This window comes from Catalinimonas alkaloidigena (assembly GCF_029504655.1).
GTDB classification, from domain to species: Bacteria; Bacteroidota; Bacteroidia; order Cytophagales; family Cyclobacteriaceae; genus Catalinimonas; species Catalinimonas alkaloidigena.
In genome coordinates, this window is sequence record NZ_JAQFIL010000001.1 from 2,243,156 (window position 1) to 2,259,918 (window position 16,763).

14 protein-coding genes are annotated in these 16,763 nt (G+C 44.3%); 9 read left to right on the forward strand and 5 right to left on the reverse strand.

What is annotated here, in order from left to right; translation table 11 throughout:
- Nucleotides 1-5 precede the first annotated feature (5 nt).
- The 8 genes from rfaE2 to OKW21_RS09235 all read left to right on the forward strand — a co-directional run bounded on the left by rfaE2 (nt 6) and on the right by OKW21_RS09235 (nt 10,140).
- Nucleotides 6-473 carry a D-glycero-beta-D-manno-heptose 1-phosphate adenylyltransferase gene (gene rfaE2, locus OKW21_RS09200; RefSeq protein ID WP_277479125.1) on the forward strand — a complete coding sequence of 156 codons (468 nt, stop codon included), beginning with the start codon at nt 6-8 and terminating at the stop codon, nt 471-473.
- Between the two features lie 72 nt (nt 474-545).
- The gene (locus OKW21_RS09205) at nt 546-2,459 is read left to right on the forward strand and encodes a PfkB family carbohydrate kinase (protein WP_277479126.1); all 1,914 of its coding nucleotides are present in this window, start codon (nt 546-548) and stop codon (nt 2,457-2,459) included.
- 18 nt (nt 2,460-2,477) lie between these two features.
- Complete coding sequence (locus OKW21_RS09210) at nt 2,478-3,533, forward strand: polysaccharide deacetylase family protein (RefSeq protein ID WP_277479127.1); 1,056 nt, start codon at nt 2,478-2,480, stop codon at nt 3,531-3,533.
- Between the two features lie 34 nt (nt 3,534-3,567).
- The gene (locus tag OKW21_RS09215) at nt 3,568-5,793 is read left to right on the forward strand and encodes a hypothetical protein (RefSeq protein ID WP_277479128.1); all 2,226 of its coding nucleotides are present in this window, start codon (nt 3,568-3,570) and stop codon (nt 5,791-5,793) included.
- A 109-nt stretch (nt 5,794-5,902) separates the two neighbouring features.
- A complete protein-coding gene (locus OKW21_RS09220) occupies nt 5,903-7,270 on the forward strand; it encodes a sialidase family protein (RefSeq protein WP_277479129.1) in 1,368 nt (455 codons plus the stop codon).
- A 48-nt stretch (nt 7,271-7,318) separates the two neighbouring features.
- Complete coding sequence (locus OKW21_RS09225) at nt 7,319-8,689, forward strand: PhoPQ-activated pathogenicity-related family protein (protein WP_277479130.1); 1,371 nt, start codon at nt 7,319-7,321, stop codon at nt 8,687-8,689.
- 49 nt (nt 8,690-8,738) lie between these two features.
- Entirely contained in the window at nt 8,739-9,329 is a 591-nt protein-coding gene (locus tag OKW21_RS09230; RefSeq protein WP_277479131.1) for a DNA polymerase ligase N-terminal domain-containing protein, read from the forward strand.
- 202 nt (nt 9,330-9,531) lie between these two features.
- A complete protein-coding gene (locus tag OKW21_RS09235) occupies nt 9,532-10,140 on the forward strand; it encodes a TspO/MBR family protein (RefSeq protein ID WP_277479132.1) in 609 nt (202 codons plus the stop codon).
- Between the two features lie 57 nt (nt 10,141-10,197).
- Here the strand turns inward: OKW21_RS09235 and OKW21_RS09240 are convergent, their stop codons facing one another.
- The 5 genes from OKW21_RS09240 to OKW21_RS09260 all read right to left on the reverse strand — a co-directional run bounded on the left by OKW21_RS09240 (nt 10,198) and on the right by OKW21_RS09260 (nt 15,175).
- On the reverse strand, nt 10,198-12,174 hold the full coding sequence (locus OKW21_RS09240) for a pyrroloquinoline quinone-dependent dehydrogenase (RefSeq protein ID WP_277479133.1): 1,977 nt from the start codon (nt 12,172-12,174) through the stop codon (nt 10,198-10,200).
- A gap of 101 nt (nt 12,175-12,275) precedes the next feature.
- Entirely contained in the window at nt 12,276-13,451 is a 1,176-nt protein-coding gene (locus OKW21_RS09245) for a helix-turn-helix domain-containing protein (RefSeq protein ID WP_277479134.1), read from the reverse strand.
- Between the two features lie 78 nt (nt 13,452-13,529).
- Complete coding sequence (locus OKW21_RS09250) at nt 13,530-14,168, reverse strand: hypothetical protein (protein WP_277479135.1); 639 nt, start codon at nt 14,166-14,168, stop codon at nt 13,530-13,532.
- Complete coding sequence (locus OKW21_RS09255; protein WP_277479136.1) at nt 14,161-14,634, reverse strand: hypothetical protein; 474 nt, start codon at nt 14,632-14,634, stop codon at nt 14,161-14,163. The genes OKW21_RS09250 and OKW21_RS09255 overlap by 8 nt, the downstream gene beginning before the upstream one ends.
- Nucleotides 14,635-14,821: 187 nt before the next feature.
- Nucleotides 14,822-15,175 (reverse strand): hypothetical protein, encoded by a 354-nt coding sequence (locus OKW21_RS09260; RefSeq protein WP_277479137.1) that lies wholly within the window; start codon nt 15,173-15,175, stop codon nt 14,822-14,824.
- 75 nt (nt 15,176-15,250) lie between these two features.
- Here OKW21_RS09260 and OKW21_RS09265 point away from each other — a divergent pair, with 75 nt between their 5' ends.
- Nucleotides 15,251-16,687 (forward strand): hypothetical protein, encoded by a 1,437-nt coding sequence (locus tag OKW21_RS09265; protein ID WP_277479138.1) that lies wholly within the window; start codon nt 15,251-15,253, stop codon nt 16,685-16,687.
- The last annotated feature ends 76 nt before the right edge of the window (nt 16,688-16,763 follow it).

Here is a 16,763-nt window from a genome sequence, read left to right on the forward strand (position 1 = left end):
ACATCATGGAAGAAAGTAAACTATATGCCTTGCCTGAACTCCTGATAAAGCTGGATGAAGAACGTATGGCCGGAAAAAAAATCGTATTTACCAATGGCTGCTTTGATATTCTCCATCGTGGGCATGCGACATACCTGAGGAAAGCCCGTTCATTGGGTGATTTGTTGGTTATTGGACTGAACTCCGATGCGTCGGTAAAGCGGCTCAAAGGAGAGAGTCGTCCCATCAACAATGAAGATGACCGGGCTTACATACTGGAAAGTCTGGAATGTGTAAATTATGTGGTCAAATTTGGTGAAGATACCCCCCACGAATTATTATCACAGCTCAAACCAGACATTCTGGTCAAAGGAGGAGATTATAAACTGGAAGATGTAGTGGGTAGAGAGTTTGCCATTGAGGTAGTTCTAATAGATTTCGTTGATGGCTACTCCACAACCAAGACAATTCAGCAGATGAAAGAAAAGGCTTAATACAGGAGGGCGGAAACGGGAAATTTCGGCTTCCGAGATACTGTTTCCAGATTCCAATAAAAACCTAAACCTATGATAAATCAACAATACGATCACATTTTTAAATCTATTCGTAAGCTTAACGTAGGCGTAATCGGAGACTTTGCCGTAGATGTTTACTATCCCATTGACAAAGAAACGGGAGAAATCTCATTGGAAACGGCTAAAGAAGTATACCGTGCCGGCGAATGTAGAACTTACCTGGGAGCAGCAGGCAATATTGTTAAAAACCTGAGTGTGTTGGGTGTAGCCGATATCAAAACCTTTGGTTTGCTGGCTGCCGATCTGTGGGGAAGGGAGCTTCTGTATCTGCTGAATTCCCGCAAGGTAGACACCAGCGGCATGTTGATACAGGCAGAAAACTGGCATAGCTGTGCGTACGTCAAACCCATGATGGGTAAGGAAGAAGACAACCGACTGGATTTCGGTTCTTACAACGAGCCTGATCCCGAGATGCAGGAGAAAGTGCTTAAACATTTGGAAGCACAATTGCCTGAGCTGGATTTACTCATCATCAACCAGCAGTTTGTACGCCCGCTACTGGATGAAAAAATGGTGCAGAAGCTGAATGAACTGGCCCGGCGCTTTCCCCATTGTCTCTTTATGGCTGATATGCGCAATGTAGCCACAGGCTTGAGGGGCATTCTACTCAAAGCCAATACCAAAGAGACGACCCGGCTTCTGGATAGTCTACCCATTGATGAGCGTGACGATGAGACCTGTCAAGAGAAGGCAGCTGCCCTGAGCGATCATCTGCAGGCTCCGGTATTGCTTACCAGAGGTGAAAATGGTATGATGTACTACGATGGAAAAGAAAGCTACAGCATTCCGGGAGTATGGCATGATGGGCAAACTGATCCGGTAGGGGCAGGTGATACGGCCATCAGCACTTTTGGAGTCTGCCTTGCGGCCAAAGTAAGTATTGCTGAAAGCCTAAAAATTGCGAATCTGGCCTCCGCCATTACTGTAGGAAAACTACAACAGACAGGGAGTGCTTCCCCTGAAGAGATTGTGGCGCTGGAAGAAAAGTGTACCTATGTGTATCATAATTTCTTGGCTGCGCACCCTTCCAAGGCAAAGTATTATGGAGATTCAGATATTGAAGTTGTAGAGCACTTTGCACGAGAAAAGAAGCCTCGCTATGTAGTCATGGACCATGATGGTACCATCTCCGTACTCCGTGAAGGCTGGGAAATTTTAATGCACGATATGATGCTGGACAGTATTGCCGGAAAGAAGCTTTCTTCCATGAGCCATGAAGAAAGTGCCGCGCTTTCAGCCAAAGTAAACCAGCTTATCAGCCAGACTACCGGTGCCCCTACCATTGTACAGATGCAGGGTTTAGTAGAATTAGTGCATCGTGAAGGGCACATGCACAGCGAGGATATATTAAGCGACGAGCAGTATAAAGCCAGGTTTATTAACTACCTGAATCAACACGTAGAGGAAAGGATCTTACGCTTCCAGAAAGGGGAACTGCATATTCAAAATTTTACCATCAAGGGTGTCATTCATTTCATTCAACTTCTTAAAGAAAGAGGCATTAAACTTTATCTGGCAAGTGGTACAGACGAAGAATTTGTGATTAAAGAGGCCACTGACCTGGGCTATGCTTCTGAATTTGATGGAGGCATACACGGCGCGAAGCCTGATGGAGAAAGTGCCAAACGCAAAGTGCTGAGGTATCTCAGAGAAGAATTAAAAGCTGAAGGTGAAGAGATCATTGTGATAGGGGATGGGCCCTCCGAGATCCGGGAAGGTAGAAAAGTAGGTGCCTTATGTGTAGGCATTGCTTCCGATGAGCTGAGGCGCTACGGGCTTAACCAGCACAAACGAGAAAGACTAATTCGTGCCGGTGCTCATGTCATCATTCCTGACTATGCACAGCTATCAGCATTAGAAAAGCTGCTCTTAGATCTACAGGAAAAACCCGTAAGCTCTTCCTAGTCGCTAATTGATTCCCTCATGAAACGCTCTTTATCAATAACTATCATATTTTTCTTAGGCTTTTCCTTGAAAGCCGAAGCGCAAACTTATGCCGAAAAGCTGGGGTGGGAAGCTGGGCAGAAGCTGCTCATCATGCATGTGGATGATGCCGGTATGTCCTACGACTCTAACCAGGGGGCCATACAGGCGATGGAAAAAGGCATCGCTAATTCGGTAAGTATTATGATGCCCTGTCCCTGGGCAGCCAGTTTCGTCAAGTATGCTAAAGATCATCCTGAGACTGATGCTGGCTTACACCTTACGCTTACCTCGGAGTGGAAAGATTATCGTTGGCACCCCCTGAGCGGTATACCTGCTGTTCCCGGTCTGGTAGATGGAGAAGGGGCCATGTGGCATACGGTTGAGCAGGTCGCTACCCACGCTTCTCCTGACGAAGTGGAGCAGGAAATTCGTCAGCAGGTAGAACGTGCATTAAGGCTTGGTTATCGGCCTACGCATCTGGATTCTCATATGGGGACGCTTTTTGCCACCGAAGAATTTATCCGGAGATATGTCAAAGTGGGAGTGGATTATGACATTCCGGTAATGATTCCCGGAGGACATAATACTTTGCTCAGGCAGGGGTATCGTGAGCAGGGCATACGCAGGCTCAGGGAAGCTGGTAAATATAAAGAAGGGATGGAAGTGCCTTTGCCCGAAGCGGTTTCCAAAGCTGAAACCGTAGGGGAGATGGTCTGGAAGGCTGGCTTGCCGGTACTTGATGATCTGCATACCATCAGTGGAGACTGGGCTTTACCGGAAGGAAAAGAAAAAAATGAACAAAATATTCATGAGCTGAAAGTGCAGAAGTTCAAAGAACTTTTTGAAAATATGCGGCCCGGCGTGACTATGGTCATCGTACATTGTACTGATCCTACAGAAGTATTTCCCAAAATATCAGGCTCAGGTTTGTCCCGTAAAGGCGATCTGCTGGCCATGATGGACCCCCGACTCAAGCAATACCTAAAAGATAATAATATTCAACTGACCACCTGGCGGGAGCTCAAATCAAGACGGGGCCGCCTGAATAAGTAAAACCAAATTAATTACCCCAAATAAAGTTAGTCCAATGAAAAATCTTTGCCTTATTCCAGGACTTCGGTTAGTACCGGGCTGGAACGGTTCACAAAAACTGAAAGTCAAATACCTGCTTCTAAGCATATCACTATTTCTTATAGCCAGCACTACTTATGCTGGCGAGCCTGACCTGCCCTTTGAACAAGCAGTATCCGTAAAATTTACTTTATCTGAAGATTTAGAAGGCGCCAGATTACAAAAAGTAGTGGTGGATTATGACGATGTGGTACATGTATTATCTGACCAGGGCTTACTTAGCATCATAGAAGGAGAAATGGTGAAAAACATAGGTTATCGTCCTCTGGCTGATAAAAAGCCAGTAGACATCGCCATACAGGAAGAGTCCGGTTATTTGTATTATCTGTACGAAGATCAGTGGTTGACGAATGCCCATGCTGGGATTCCTCACGGAAACCTTACTGCCGGTACTTTTGATCGTCTGGCTGTAAATCATAATGGTGCGGTCCTTTTATCAGGTCCCAAAGCGATGGCAAAGTATGCCAATGGAGAAATGAAAAAACTGAAGCATCCCGGAGAGAACATTTTAGATGTACAGACGCATCGCGGACAGTTCTATGTACTGGGTGACAAGCAATTGTACAGGCTGGAAGGAGAAAAGCTAAGCCCCCTTCACCAGGGTGATGAGGTGAGCAGCATGACCTTCAGAGAAGATGAAATCGTATTGGGGACTTCCAATGGCTATTACGGGATTTCCTGTCTGGATGGCACGCATACCTTTACGCAATTTAACAAGGTCCCAGTGCCTGAAATTACCGGACTTACTACCACTTCTGACGGTCTTTGGGCTGCTAGTGATCAGGGCGCCTATATGCGTCAGCAGGATGGAAGCTTCAGGTATTATGCATCCAGGCGCTGGCTGGATCAGGATAAGGTGATAGACATGGCTGCTGATAGTAAGGGGAATATGTATCTGCTTACTGAGACTGGACTGAATCAGGTGAAATTTAAATCTCAGACATTAGCAGAAAAAGCAGCCTATTTTGAGAATAAAATTAGAAAAAGACATATCCGCTATGGTTTTATCGCGGAAATGAGATTGTCAGAACCAGGTAATATAGCTACCGCTGAGATGATAGATACAGACAATGACGGCTTATGGTCTTCTTTTTATCTGGGAAGTCAGGTGTTCCGATATGCAGTAACCGGCGAAGAAAAAGCGAGACGTAATGCCTGGGAATGTTTTGAAGCCTTTGAAAGACTCTTATCTGTGAATCAGCTAGAAGGGTTTCCTTCCCGTACTTTTGAGCGTAAAGGGTATAAAGTATCCGATGCTGACCGCTGGCGTGATGCTCCGGAACCTGAGTGGGAGTGGAAAGGACATACCAGTAGTGATGAGTTTGTCGCTTACATCTATATAGCTTCGCTTATGGATGAATTTCTTTCTCACACAGAAAGCGAGAAAAAAAGAGTTGCGGATTTTATGGATGCCATTCTTAGCCATATCATAGAAAATGATTACTACTTTGTTGACATAGACGGTAAGCCTACCCTCTGGGGTAGATGGAACCCCGAGTACATCAATTGGTACCCCAGAACCGTAAGAGACCGCCGACTGGGAAGTCTCCACCTAATCGCTGGATTACAGCTGGGCTATGACCTCACCGGAAAAGAAATCTATAAAGAGGAAGCGTTCCGCATGATGAATGAGCATGGCTATCTCGACAACATCAAAATCGCCATGGAAGAGATCAAATCCACACCCGGTTACATTTACGAAGGGCATAATATGGGCGAGGGGGGGTGGAATCATTCCGACGATGAGATGGCTTTTCTCACGTATTGGGTGATCCACCGCCATGCTTTTAACGACACATTGAAGCAGGTGTACGAAGAATCAATCCATAATCACTGGGCAATAGAAAAACCGGAACGTAATGCGGTCTGGAATCTTATTACGCTGGCTACAGAAGGTACTTTTGATGAAGAATCTACCCTTTGGTTTCTGAAAGATTATCCGATGGACCTGGTCCGTTATACCGTCAAAAATTCTCATCGCAAAGACCTGACATTTCTGGAACCTAACTTCAGAGAGCAGATGACAAAAGAATTATTACCCCAGGCAGAAAGGCCTATCATGCGTTTCAATGCCAATCCGTTCAAGATGGACGGTGGTAGTGATGGAAAGAGAGAGCTGACCGGAGCGGAATTTCTGCTGCCCTATTGGATGGCACGTTATTACCAAATAATTGAGGGGTAAATAAAGAACAATAATTGCAAACTGAAGATTACAGATTGTCTGACTTGCGCGCATATCAGTGCTACGAAAAAGCGTGCGTTTCAAGCTCCATTAACTTCCGAATAAAGCCATGAACATCAAACTCACCATGCCTAGTTTTTTGCTAGTGTTACTATGCGTCAATTGTGATAACAGGGATGAAAATGCCTCCACTACACATAGTGAAAGCAGTGCCAAGACTGAATCCATAATCTTCCCTAACCAAACTGATCACGTACACGGCCCTACTGTGGTTGAGCTGGGGAATGGTGATTTGCTGGCCGCCTGGTTTCAGGGCTCCGGTGAACGCTGGGCTGACGACGTACGCATTATGGGAGCAAGGCTAAAGACAGGAGAGGAAGTGTGGTCAGATACTTTTATGTTGGCTGATGTCCCCGGGTTTCCCGACATCAATCCCATGATGTTTATGGATCAGCAAGACCGGCTCTGGCTGATGTGGTACACTGTGCTCGCCAATCAGTGGGAGACTTCATTGCTCAAATATCGTATCAGCGAAAATCCGGAAGTGGAAGGTGCCCCTGCCTGGAGTTGGCAGGAAGATTTACATCTGAAGCCCGGGGATAAGACCGAAAGAGGTATACAGCCAGATGATCGTTTTGTAGCTGCGGTTCATGCCCAGACAGAGGAGTACGAGCGCTACTTTAAAGATTCCATCCTTTCACACTTGCCTAAGGAAAAAGCCGAAGCTCAGCTACAGGCATGGGAAGCGTTGAAAGTAATGCGAGATAGCCTGGCCAGTGGCAAGAATATGGTAAGGGGTGGAAGAGTCTATGAGGGAGACTCATACACTTCTGCTGAATTGGGTTACCCCATCTCCCGTCGTCTTGGCTGGCAGACCAAGAACAAGCCATTCCTGATGGGCGAAAGAATCATTGTTCCTCTTTATTCTGATGGATTAGAAGCTTCCATCTTTGCCTATAGTGATGATCTGGGTAAACACTGGCATGCCAGCAATCCGGTAGTAGGTGGGATAGGTATACAACCCACCATATTGAAAAAAGAAGATGGTACGCTGGTCGCTTATTTAAGAGATAACGGACCGGAGCCTTACCGTATGCAGTATACTGTATCTTCCGATAGTGCTGAGCACTGGTCTATTCCCCGGGATGCTGAACTACCCAATCCCGGGGCAGGCTTTGATGGGGTCACATTACAAAATGGAGACTGGCTGATGGTGTATAACGACACTGAAGATGGACGACATAGCCTCGCTTTGGCATTATCACAAGATGAAGGAAAAAGCTGGCCCTACATCAGGCATCTGGAACATGATATGAGGGGAGAGCAGGCTACGCAAAGTCATTACCCTGCCATCATCCAGGGAAAGGATGGACGTATCCATATCATTTATAGCTTTCATCACAAAGATCAGGAAGATGATGCTAAAACCATTAAGTATGTGGGTGTAGATGCTGACTGGGTGAAGCAGCAAGAGTAAATGCATTGCGGCATTAACAAAATCATTAGTCATTTTTATCATATGCTTATGAGTCATAGACTATGCCTCCCTATCTTACATATTCTTTTTTATCTTATGCTGACTTCCTGTGGGCAGCAACAGGCTGATGAAACTGCACCTGTCACTCCTGCGACCGCCTTAAAAAGCTATTTGTCAACACAGGACAGTGTATTTCATTGGGAAGTCAGGGATTCATTTCAGCTTGAACAGGTACAGGCCTTTGACCTTAAGCTTACATCTCAAAAATGGAGAGAATACACCTGGGCCCATCAGCTAACGGTTTTAGTACCAAGAGAGTACCAATACGATGGGGCACTGCTGTTTATCACAGGTGGAAGCAATAATGATGAAGCGCCAAACTGGAAAAGTGAAGATGATGAAACATTACAGTCATTTAGCAGGATGGCGGCAAATAATAGTGCTATTGTGGCCATCTTAAGGCAGGTGCCTAACCAGCCGCTTTACGATGACCTGAAAGAAGATGCATTGATTTCATATACGCTGCATAGCTTTCAGGGTGATGAAGATTATAGCTGGCCGCTTTTATTTCCTATGGTCAAATCTGCGGTCAATGCCATGGATGCAGTACAGGAATTTTCAGGTAAATCGCTGCGGCATGAGATCAATCGTTTTCTGGTGTCTGGTGCCTCCAAACGTGGCTGGACCACCTGGCTCACCGGGGCCATGGATGATCGTGTGGTAGCCATAGCGCCCATGGTGATTGATGTTTTGAATATGCCAGTGAGCCTTAATTACCAGATTGAAGCCTGGAATGATTACAGCCCGCAGATTCAGGATTATGTTGAGCTGGGCATTCCCCAGCAATTCAATACCGGAAAAGGCGATACCATTACTACTATGGTAGATCCATATGCTTACAGAGAAAAGCTCGACATGCCCAAGCTGATTATCAATGGCACGAATGATGAGTACTGGCCTGTAGATGCGATCAGGAATTACCTGGACAGCATTCCCGGTGAAAACCATTTGCTTTATGTGCCCAATGCCGGACATGGTCTGGGTAATAAGAGCCTGGCTTTACAGTCACTGAGTGCCTTCTTTGGCTACACCCTTAAAAAAGCAGAGTACCCCGAGCTTGCGTGGAAAATTTCCGAGAGGGAAGAGGGAGTTAACTTTTCAGTAAGTACGACTTCTGGTAAACTGGTAGAAGCGCTTCTTTGGTCGGCGGATTCTGAAGATCGTGACTTTCGGGATGAAAAGTGGAGCAGTACAAAACTGGAAGTGGGAGACAAAACAGAATTTCTCCTACAAGAGCGTTTTCCCGCTTCAGGCTTTAAGGCTTTTTATATGGATTTGGTTTATGAGGATCCTGATGGTGGAGTGTTTACTGAAAGTAGCCGTATGTATGTGGCAGATGATGATGAAGTATTTGAGTGAAAATTTTGCTTAGGCTTAACAAAAGCAATCTCCATCTGATTATTTAAGTATGAATCAGGATGAATATCAAGCCAAGCGGGATTTTAAAAGAACGAATGAACCACAGGGTAATACCTTAAAAAAAGATGGTCACCCCCCCATTTTTGTTATCCAGAAACATGATGCCTCAACCCTGCATTATGATTTCAGGCTTGAGATTGGCGGTACCCTGAAATCATGGGCGGTACCCAAAGGTCCTAGCAATGACCCTGCTATAAAACGTATGGCCATTCCAACCGAAGATCATCCGATGGACTATGCCTGGTTTGAGGGCCCCATACCTGAGGGTGAATATGGAGGAGGCACCGTGATGATCTGGGATAAAGGGAGTTTTGACAATCTAAAAACCGATAAGGAAGGCAATAAAATTTCCCTGGAAGATAGCTACGAACAGGGTAACGTGGAGATCTTCTTAAAAGGAGAGAGGCTGCGGGGAGGTTATGCCATCATTAAAATGAAAAGCGGCCGTATGGCAGGCAACTGGCTGCTCACCAAAATGAAAGATGAGCATGCCAATCCTGACTTTGATCCTGTCAAAACAGCAAACCGAAGTGTGGTGAGTGGCAAAACGATGGAAGAGATTGCCAAAGGAATGAACTGATCACTGAAAGAACGCCCTTACGACAAGTACCGAGAGAAAAAATTCTCATGCTAGTACGGGCTACTGATGAAACCTCACAGCTTTGTCCCTGGGATTGACCGTAACACCCCCCTTATCATTTCTTCAAAACAAAATCCTGCATTTGGGTATTTTAAGATTGTACGCACACATACTTTGATTTTTTGAATTAAGCATATTCATCATGAAAAAGAGTAAACTCATCCTGAATTTTATCAAGCAGAAAACCAGCCAGCGCCCATCCAGAATCAAATGGTGGAAAGCAGGACTTTTTTTAATCGCAGTGACTGCCCTGGGTGGAATTTCGAGTAAACCATCAAACGAAGAGACAGAAGAGTTTTATGATGATGAAGTAAAACCTAAATGGGCACCGCCTGCCTGGGTATTTGGTCCGGCATGGTTCATCCTCAGCATATTCATGGTATGGGGTGGACGTCGTCTGCTCAGTACCCGTAGACATTTTCCATACCGCCAACAACTCCTGAACCTGCAGGTTATGCACTGGTTTGATTATCTGACTTTTAGAATTGTTTATTTCCGGCTGAAGAGTCCGATTTTAGCAATGCTCTGGACCAAAGGGGACGCAATCATTGCTGCCCGTAGCTTACAACTGGCCGCCAAGAGTACAGATAAAAAACTCGCAATCTCTTATATTCCTTTGACTTTGTGGACAAGCTATGCTTCTACATTGGGCTTTTTTCAGGCTCTTTATAATCCTGATCCGCTATTTGGTACCAAAGCACCACTAAAGGTTTCTCAACCTATTGAGAAAAGGCTATTGAAAAAGCGATAAAAATCAAAAAAGCACACAATACATCGTGTGCTTTATCTATTTCTAAATTGACAATTTCTATTCAAGGCTGTACGCAATCACATAATCGCCCAGTGGAGTGCCTAGCTTACCGTGTCCCCCGGCACAGATGACTACATATTGCTTGCCATTGAGTTCATAAGACATAGGCGTAGCCTGTCCACCTGCCGGAAGCTGTGCCTGCCACAGGAGTTTTCCACTTTCAGTACCAAAGGCTCTGAAATAGCTATCAACCGTAGCCGCTACAAAGGTAAGGCCGCTGGCCGTGGTTAACGCACCTCCAAAATTAATAGCCCCCCAGTTTATTGCCTCCGGATAAATTTGCGGATCGTACATTATTCCCAGCGGTACTTCCCATTTAAGTTGGCCATTATTCATATCAATCGCCAGGAGCGTACCCCAGGGTGGCTTGGTCTGCATTGTCAAACCGTCTTCACCCCTGGTGAATAGATAGTCTCTTTTTAAGACATAGGGTGTGCCTTCCTGCCTTCCGGTTTCAGCTCTCACCAAAGCAGCATTATTACTTTCCGCTTCTGCAAGGCGCTCACGGGGAATGAGCCTGATTTCGGCCACCAAACGATTGATATTGGTGACAAGTAAATTTCTGCTTGGGTCATAAGATACGCCTCCCCAGTGCACACCTCCGGCATTGGAAGGAGCCACCATGCTGCCCTGAAAACTGGGAGGGGTGAAAGAGCCATCGTTGCGAAGGGAAGCAATTCGCTCTTCTGCCGCTTTTCTTTGTTCTTCGGTAAGTCCCCAGGCATCTTCCACACTGACTTTATGTGGACCTAAGGGTAAAGGCAGTACCGGAAAAGGCTGGGTTGGGTATGTCTGCTCGCCGGGTATATCAGATTGGGGAACCGGACGCTCTTCTACCGGAAATAAAGGTTCACCTGTCTCTCTGTGGAGTAGAAAGATATGACCCATTTTGGTACCTACTGCCACTGCAGGTACATCTTCACCTTCTCTTTGCACAGTGATCAAAGCAGGTTGGGCTGCATTATCATAATCCCAGACATCATGGTGAACGGTTTGAAAACTCCATACGATCTCGCCGCTGGATGCATTGAGGGCCACAATGGAGTTTGCGTGTAAATTCTGTCCCTTACGCTCACCGCCATAATAATCGGGGCTGGGGCTGGTGGTAGGAATGAATACCAAGCCTCTCTCAGGATCAGCCGAAAGAATAGACCAGGCATTGGCCGCACCAGTCTGGGCAGCTTTATCACCCTGCCAGGTATCGTAGCCCTGATCACTTGTCTTTCGGGGAATAGGATCCCAAGTCCACAATAACTTGCCTGTCAAGACATCATAGGCGCGGACCACTCCTCTTTCGTAATCCAGTCGTTGATTGTCACCCATAGAAGAGCCTACTACTATGGTATTGCCAATGATCGCCGGAGGGGAAGTTACACTGATTGCTCCAATGCCTGCTCGCAGGTCTACCGTTCCTTTTTTTCCAAAACTCTTGACGGGTTTACCCGTGGCAGCGGAAAGAGCGATCAGGCGTCCGTCAATGGTGGCGATAAATATTCTTCTTTCATCCTGGGGTTGCACTATATCCGCTTCCGGCCAATCCTGGCTGGGCCTATCCTGGCCGGGCCAGGAGGAAACTCCTCGGGAGGTGATTTCCGAATAATCTTTTTTAAGGTTGACTTTTGGGTCATAAGTCCACTTTTCTGCGCCAGATTGAGCATCAATGGCGATTACTCTATTGCTGGGTGTGCTTAGATAAAGCGTGCCATCCACCATAATCGGAGTGGCTTCAAAAGCTGCTTTTTCAGCCGCGTAATTTTTTTTGTATTGCTTTAGCTCTCCTGTACGATAAGTCCAGGCTACTTTGAGGTTTGTTACATTCTCAGGAGAGATTTGCGTAGAAGTAGCATGACGCATGCCTCCCGGATCATTTGCGTAGGCAGGCCATTCATGCGTACCCTGCTCAGACTGTTGCGCCGATAAATTGAAAAATGGAATGATACTAATGCAAATGGATAGCAATAATACTTTTTTCATGATATAATGCATTTGAGTTGTGCTGGCTAAAGTAAGCAACCCCGTTAATAAAGAAGTCTTTTCTTATAATCTGGACGTCCCAAATGATAATACTGCACTTTTCAGCGCTGTCTGACCGCACTTTTTCGGTACTGGGTAGGAGTGAGACCGGTAAATTTTTTAAAAGCAGCCTGGAAAGTAGATTTGGAACTGAAACCGGTGTCAAAAGCGATCTGTTCAATTTTCAGATGCTGGTATACTGAATCAGTTAGCCTGCTTTTCATTTCTTCTACACGATGCTGATTGATGAAATCAGAGAAGTTAAGGCCGTACTGTTCATTGATAACCTGAGAGAGGTGATGATGAGAAATGCCTAACTGCTCAGCAAACAGAGGTAGGCTTAGCTCGCTGTTGAGAAAAGGCTTGTCATTTTTGATGGAGCTTTCCAGCTTTTGGCGGATACTCTCTGTTAATTCATGATCCAATACAGAGCGCTCATACTTTTTCGTCTGATTGCTATGATCAGTTAACAATTCTTGTAAATGGCTGATAAGATAAAAACTAAGCCCATAAAAGATGAATGAACAGCTGAGCGAAATGTAAATATCTCCGAGATCATCTTCTGATGAAAATGAAAATATGGCAACCAGCAGCATAAATACTAAAAATGTAGCCAGCATGCGGCTTAGCCAGCGTAAAGGCAGATTAGAGAGGTGCCAGACAAATTCATTCTGTTTTTGAGCATATTTGTATATCAAAAGAATACTATACAGTATATAGGGGAAGATAAAACAGATAGTAACTACATCCAGCCAGAAACCTACCAAAAATTCATATTCAGGAAAATACCAGATTTTTTCAGCAGGGATCCATTTTTCTATGGGTTTATGAAAAGCACCGGCGGTATCCTGTAGCTTATAGGCATCGGATTGCAGGTAAAAGGGTATTCTTCCGATAAACTGTGCTAGTGCAGGAAGAAAGTGGATGCCATATTTTTCTATACTAAACTTAAAATCCGGCTTAAGCAGGCTAAGGGTATATAAATATGTAAATGGCCCTAATAAAAAAACAACCGGCTCTTCCAAATTGACCAGTATCGGAAAGTACTGAATATAACCGGTATAGCTCAGGAAGATTTCCAATACAATAAATGCCAGAATGAAAAGGTTAATGCCTAGCTGGCGATTCGCTTTTCTGTTGCCTTTTTTAAGGGTAAAGAAAATGACCGCAAGGAAAAGTCCCTGGACCACACCCAGCAGATTAATTACGGCAAGCCAGTCTAAGAAAGGTTCAGGCATTGTTTGAGATAAATTGACTAGGGGCAATTTAGTACAATTTACAGTTTCATACCATGTGCAAAAGCCATAATTCAGAGCTCAATCAATACCTGACAATAGTACTTCCCATACCCATTCCTTTTGCTGACCAAATTGTTTGGAGACCTTTTTCACCAGGAAAAAAGCTTCTCCTGACTTAGAAATAACGTTTTTATTTGATTCAAGCTGCTCAAATTTTAATGAACCTGCATACTGTGCTGCTCCTGTTTTCCGTAATGGCACTGCGACTTCAATATGCTGAATACTATACTGCCCATGTTCGGTAGAAGCTTCCTCCAGTGCTGGAAGCATGTCACGAAGCATTTGCTTTTCTTCTCCCTGGAGGGAGATGCTCACCAGGCTATCTACGAATAAGCTTTGCAACTGGCGTACTGCCTGTTGGCGAAAGACAGTATCCAGGTCAGGCCGGGCAAGCAGGTTTAAGTAATCTATAAAGTCCTGAAATTTTTGAGCAGCCCTTACTTCTAACGCCATGAGTTCTTCTTCGCTAAGCTGAGAAGATGTGAAGCGAGCTTCTAAGTCTTTATATACCAGACTGTTTTCATCTATTTCAAGGCTTTCTTCCAACATTTTTTCACGATGTGTACTTGCACATGCCCCAAAGAAAAACAGTAATACCAGCAGTAAGACCGGAGGATAGATATTGTTAATAAGTTGTTGACCAAAGACTTTAATCATGACGCTCGGCTTCTATTTGCTTGAACCTTAATGTTTTTATTTTATCTCCTTCATACTGTGTTTCAAGTATCTCAATATTCCCCAGGCTTCGTATGGGCATGCTAAGCTTATCTATAAAGTTCCATTTGTTATACATTTCCATGCCAATCTGCTCGTGGTCATAAATCTGATAGATACGGGCATCTTCTCTGATCATACTATCCAGCTGAGCACGACGCTGCTTCCAGTCTTCTACCTGATCCATAGAAAAAACTTTGATCATCCAGGCGTAATCATTCGTCTTGAGCGGAATCAGCTCCTGCTTTTGCTGCTTATCAAGTTTCCTTACAATAGTATCGGTATGATAATAGGGCCCTTTGACAATAAAGTGTACTTCTTCATGATCGCTGTTGAACTGTATGCAGCCTTCATTTGTGTTTTGAATACGAAATGGTGATTCGTCTGGGGGTAATACAATGATATTCAAACTTGCGTCACGAATAGGCTGTTGGCTATAGGCATTGACAAAGCAAAACTGATAAAGCTCAGGTTCTCTGGCACTGAGATAAAAGACAGCAGCAAAAATGACGATTATGCTAATCCCTGACCAAAGGGGAAAAGCTTTAATCTTTTTTTGCAGGGATGAAGGAAAAGTAAGCGACTTTTGTTCAGCCTTAAAATGGTTCCAGTGGTGGTACCCTACTATATTGACTCAGCAGATCCAGCATGTCAATTCTTGGCAGATGCTCATGGGCAGATTTAATGTGGGTATAAAACCACTTCTCGCTTACCCTGCCGTTGACACTACGGATCAAATCTTCCTGAAGATGGCGGATTTCTTTGCCTTTCCAGGCTTCAATCTCCTGGTCTACCTCAGGAAAGGTAGTTCGCAGCTGACGGGCTATCTCCCGTTTGAGTAAGTTAAAATATGTCAGTTCTGTGTCGGACATCTGTGCTACAAATAATAACAAAAAAGAAGCATATCGGGCTTTGTAAAACGTACTTTCTGTTTGTAAAATGATTTGCAAAAGCTTTACCCTACCTTCTGTTCCGGCTGTGCATAGCAATTTTTAAGTTCAGTACATTACCAAATTCTAAAAGCTATGCCTAAAGTCAAAGTAAATTCCTTAAAAGTGATAATCATGTATCTGGTGTGGATGAGTGTGAGTGTCACAATATTTATACTACTCTTGTTGTTACTGCTTGCCTTTCAGCCTGCCCGACCAGCTAAGCCAAATAGCATCACCAGTAAACCAGGGTTAAAACTTTCATCTGTACAGGAAGCGCTAAGCCCAGCTCAGGACATATTCAAATGGCCGGCAGATACAGCGGCGGCCAGAACCCAGTGGGTTTTGCTAAGCGATGCTGTCAAAGAACATCGTTTTCAGGATGGGCTTACATCCTATGTATACTTAGCTGAAAAAGCACCTGAGCTGCACGTATCATTATACATATATGGTGAGAAGGTTTACAAAGGATTAATTGACAGTGAACCCGATATGGCAAAAAAAGAAGCTTTTACGGATAGTTTGCTTGCCTTATATGATCGGCGTATGACCTACTTTGAAGGTGTAGCCAATGTTATCAATCGTAAGTTACTTGCGGCTTACCAATATTTTAAAAACAAGCAGCATAAGTTGGATGAATTGTATGGGCTTTTTGAAAGTGCTTTTCAAAACCATGGAGCCAGTTTCACCCAGTCCAACCTGATTGCTTATATGGATGTTATCCGCATCAGTCAGAAAAATTCAGCAGTTTTAAACGATGAAGCAGTATTGAATCGCTATGATCGTGTATCTCAATTGCTCAGCCTTGCTGCTTACTCTGAAAGTGAAGTGGAAAAACAACAGGACATCCTAGATAAACTTTTGGTGGCAAGCGTAACATTGAATTGTAATTTAATTGAAGAGAAATTTAACACTCCTTTTTTAGAGCAATACCAGGATAATCTTTCACGGGCAAAAAAGGTAATAGCATTAGCACTTGCTTATGATTGTAAAGATACGGATGGTTTTTTGGAAGCTGCAGCTTTGGTATTTGAACACGAACCTACATATGGGTTAGCCAGAATGTTGGCTTTACACTATGACAAGCGAGAAGTATATAAAAAAGCAGAAAACTATTACAGTGAGGCAGTGAACTGTGCTACAGAAAAAGACAAGAAAGCTGAAATGTTACTGAACATGGCAGAACACTATCAGAGGCGGGAGCTAAAGCATGCAGCCAGAAAGGCAGCGATGAAAGCAGTAGAAGTTGATACTAACTTTAAAGCAGCCTACAAATTAATTGGTGACCTATATTTTTCAAGTTTTTATTCCTGCAAGGAAGGTGAAAGTGCTGTACTTGACCGTGCCGTGTATATCGCTGCATATCAGATGTATAAAAAGGCAGGTAGACCTGATCTGATGAAACAAGCAAGAATACAATTTCCCACCATAGAGCAAATCTTTCAGGAAGGTTATAAAGAGGGACAAATCATTAGCCTTGCTTGCTGGCTCAATGAAAGAGTGATACTGCAAGCTAGCGATCAAGTGCAATGAGAGCTCAGTCGCTGTCTTTGTAGAACAAGCACCATAGCTTTATTTTCAGAGGAATCGCAAAAAATATTATAGGCTT